6 protein-coding genes are annotated in these 3,613 nt (G+C 30.6%); all 6 read right to left on the reverse strand.

Annotated elements, in window-relative coordinates; all coding sequences use genetic code 11:
* On the reverse strand, positions 1-1,181 hold a 1,181-nt coding region (locus RWN11_RS07605; protein WP_314161126.1), incomplete at its 3' end, for an ABC transporter permease.
* A 2-nt stretch (positions 1,182-1,183) separates the two neighbouring features.
* Positions 1,184-2,086 (reverse strand): ATP-binding cassette domain-containing protein, encoded by a 903-nt coding sequence (locus RWN11_RS07610; RefSeq protein WP_314161127.1) that lies wholly within the window; start codon positions 2,084-2,086, stop codon positions 1,184-1,186.
* Between the two features lie 44 nt (positions 2,087-2,130).
* Complete coding sequence (locus tag RWN11_RS07615) at positions 2,131-2,253, reverse strand: hypothetical protein (protein ID WP_314161129.1); 123 nt, start codon at positions 2,251-2,253, stop codon at positions 2,131-2,133.
* Entirely contained in the window at positions 2,247-2,669 is a 423-nt protein-coding gene (locus RWN11_RS07620; RefSeq protein ID WP_314161131.1) for a hypothetical protein, read from the reverse strand. The genes RWN11_RS07615 and RWN11_RS07620 overlap by 7 nt, the downstream gene beginning before the upstream one ends.
* A 4-nt stretch (positions 2,670-2,673) precedes the next feature.
* A complete protein-coding gene (locus tag RWN11_RS07625; protein WP_314161132.1) occupies positions 2,674-3,189 on the reverse strand; it encodes a DUF2812 domain-containing protein in 516 nt (171 codons plus the stop codon).
* Entirely contained in the window at positions 3,182-3,514 is a 333-nt protein-coding gene (locus RWN11_RS07630; RefSeq protein WP_314161133.1) for a PadR family transcriptional regulator, read from the reverse strand. The genes RWN11_RS07625 and RWN11_RS07630 overlap by 8 nt, the downstream gene beginning before the upstream one ends.
* Positions 3,515-3,613 lie beyond the last annotated feature (99 nt).

Raw genomic sequence — 3,613 nt, forward strand, 5'->3', positions numbered from 1 at the left:
TTGAAGAAGTTTAATTTTTGACCATATCTTAATGTTGCTAGTCTATATACTCTAACACTTGCAAATGACACAAGCAATGTAGTTACAGCTAATATACCATAAGATAATCCTAATTCTTGAATAGAAACATGGCTTATTGCATAACGTGTAAACATTACAAAGTATGATGTGAATGGAACATATGATAAAATCTCTGCAATTTTAGTATCTCCTGTTGAACCCATAATGTAGTAGTTTGCGAAGAATGCACCCATAAATGTTAACATCGGTAAAGTTATCGCTCCGTTGACATCCTCAATCTTACTAACTAGTGAAGCGAATGCAGCATACATAAACATAAACATTACAAAACCAGTTAAGGCAAACACTAGTCCGACACCAAGGACTTTCAAGTCTACGTTTTCTATAATATGTTTAATATTATCGCTATATCTAGAACCATTAATTTTTAGACCTGCGAATAAACCACCTATGATTAAGCCCATTTGAATAAGTACCGCAACCGATAAAGCTAGTACTTTTCCTAAAATTAACGTTCTAGGATTTACAGTAACTACTAATAATTCCATAGCTCTATTACTTTTTTCTTTAACAACATTTGTCGCAACTACACTACCAAATTGAATTACTGTCATATAAACGATGAATGTAAGAGCATAAACTACTACAACATTTATTACTTGAGTTTGAGCATCAGAATCTCCACTTACATTTACAGGAGTCGGTTGTGGAAGATGTGCTTTTACGTTAGTTACTTTATCATAATCTAAACCATTTTGTTTATAGACTAATTTTTCTACATTTTTTCCAAAAGCTTCTTTAAATTCACTGTTACCTTTACTAAAAATAGATTGTCTAGATAAATACTCATAACTATCTTTAGTTAAAACGATACCTTCATCTAATTTTTTAGCTTTAACATCTTTTTCTAAAGCCTCTTTACTATCGTATTTTTTAGCTTCTTTTAGATCATCTAATTTAATATTTGCATCTTTTACAACATATGCACTACGCGTGAAATTATCGTTACTATCGCCTTTAAACAGATTACTGTTCGCAATCGATGGTATGAATGTTATACCTATAGCGATAATGAAATATACTGCCATAATAACCTTTGTTGATGTTTTGGCAAAAAATTGTTTTAATTCAAAATTAAATACTGTACTAAAATTTTTCATAATTACTTACCTACCTGTTCTTTGAAAATATCTTCTAACGAAGGTTTATAAAGTTTGAATTCTTCTATATTAAATGTACTTCCAGCTAATCTTGCTAAAAGTTCTTTTTTAGCTCCTTCATCTTTAAAATCAAGAAGCACTCCCTCTGGTACTAATGAATACTCAATACCTAGTGGCACAGCTTTAAGATTAGCAAGCAGTTCCTCTTTCTCAAAACCACTAACACTTAAAATCATTTTTCCATGTCCAAGTTGCTTTTTAATATAATCTAGATTCCCGCTTAGAGTAATTTTCCCTTTTTCTAGTATATTAATGTCCTCACAGAATGTTTCCACAACTGGCATTTGGTGAGATGAAAAAATAACAAGTTTATCTTTTTTAATAAAGTCTGTAATAATTTCTTTTAACTTCGATACGTTCACCGGGTCTAGTCCACTGAACGGTTCATCAAAAACAAGAATATCTGGATCATTCATAACACTTTGAATAATTTGAATTTTTTGTGCATTCCCTTTAGATAATGTTTTTAATGCTTGTTTACTATCCTCTAATTCAAAGTATTCTAACCATTTTTTCGCTTCTGTTTGCGCAGCTTTCTTCTTCATGCCTTTTAACATTCCGAAGTAAGTAAGCTGATCTACTAAACCTACACCGTCATACATTCCGCGTTCCTCTGGTAAATATCCAATTTTCACCTTACTGTGATCTAAAGGTTTCCCATCTAATAAAATCTCACCTTTATCAGGTTTAAATATATCTAACAAAATTCTAAAACTTGTAGTTTTACCACTACCATTTCGTCCAAGGTATCCGTTAGCTACTCCACTTTTCGCTGTGAAGCTAACACCTTTAAGAACCTTTTTATTACCAAAACTTTTCTCTACATTTTTAAATTCTAAAATCATAATCCATGCCTCTCTTTCTAACTTTTTAAAAGTTAAATCCCCTTTTATTCTTCATTATTTTTTATTTCTTTTGTTAACTTGAAATATTTTGGTATGAACATTCCAAGTCCACCTATACAGTAACCAAATATACCACCTATTAATCCACCAATTAACATGGCTAACACGTCAGGTATTCCACTATTACCCATTTAATATTAGTGAAATACAATACCCCTATTATATTTATTAAAATAAATAAAACTATAAATCTTAACAATCTATATTTAATAATTTCTAATTCTGTCTCGGTATCAGTATATATCGGATAAGAACTCGAAGTCCCTTCAGCAAGTCTAAACAAATTATAAACTTGAAACTTATAAAGCTTCCAGCCACTTGCTTTATAATACTCTTCTATCTCTGGTGTAAAGTTTTTATCAAAGATAAACTTATATTGCTTATCGCTAGTCTCTGAGACTTTCTTCATTCTAATTGCCACTATAGCCTCTTTATCATATTCATATCCCTGAGCAGCAAGATGATTCATTTTATCCGCTACTTTATCATAGCTTATAAATACCGGAACATATTTATACTTCATAAATTCAATCCTTTCTTCTCTTTAAAAATAAATATTTTATAAAGAACGCTATATTTACAGCACCTAGTCCTAGACCAAATCCAAAAAACATTCCTAAAATAAAATCTATTACTTCAGATGCCATTAAAAATTCATTTATTATGTGCGCTACCAAAGCTATAAGAAAGCATCCTAACATGATTTTCGCATTAAATCTTATTCTATATAGCCACATGTATTCTTCACTCAAATTATCTGTATATAATGTAGTTGCCGTAGGTTCACCACGTAGTATCTGCCAAAAAATACCATTTCTAACTACTTCCCAACCGTTAAATCTGTAAAAATCTTGACGTTCTGCATCGAACTTTTTATCATATACCAGTTCGTATTTATAATCGGTTCTTTCTCCTTTTTCTAATAAAATTAAGAACCCCAGAAACTTTTTAAAATGCCAGCCCTTTTCACTATATCTTTCTAACTTTCTCATGAGTCTTTTATTTGTTAAAGCGAACGTATGTATCACCTTATATTTACTCATCACTTCCACCACCTATAAACTTCTTAGCTACATCGAGTAAAAACTGTCGAAGTTTTAAATTTTTCTCCAAAACTTCCATGCCTTTTGGAGTAATATAATATTCTTTTTTCGAATTATCAATTTCTTTATCTTCTATCCAGCCTACAGAAACCATTTTACCTAAAGTTGTGTACATTGTCGCAGATCCAATAATAATATTATTATCAGTAATTTCTGCCACCTTTTGCATTATTAAGTATCCATGAATAGGTTCTGTTAAAACTAGAAGCGTAAAAAATATACTATCTGTTAATTCGCCCGTTTCATAAGGGCTTAACTTTGCCATTTTATTCCTCCTAACTTAATTAGAGATACTCTTTCATATATCCATCATCGATATATCTATCTTTGATATAATTATATATCCATCATTGATATAAGTCAA

Source organism: uncultured Gemella sp. (assembly GCF_963519265.1).
In the GTDB taxonomy this organism is placed as follows: domain Bacteria; phylum Bacillota; class Bacilli; order Staphylococcales; family Gemellaceae; genus Gemella.

What these genes read in the sequence shown, in the direction of transcription:
- RWN11_RS07630 (WP_314161133.1), bottom strand. Translation starts at nt 3,514, where the DNA reads ATGGCAAAGTTAAGCCCTTATGAAACGGGCGAATTAACAGATAGTATA.
- RWN11_RS07610 (WP_314161127.1), bottom strand. Translation starts at nt 2,086, where the DNA reads ATGATTTTAGAATTTAAAAATGTAGAGAAAAGTTTTGGTAATAAAAAG.
- RWN11_RS07625 (WP_314161132.1), bottom strand. Translation starts at nt 3,189, where the DNA reads ATGAGTAAATATAAGGTGATACATACGTTCGCTTTAACAAATAAAAGA.
- RWN11_RS07620 (WP_314161131.1), bottom strand. Translation starts at nt 2,669, where the DNA reads ATGAAGTATAAATATGTTCCGGTATTTATAAGCTATGATAAAGTAGCG.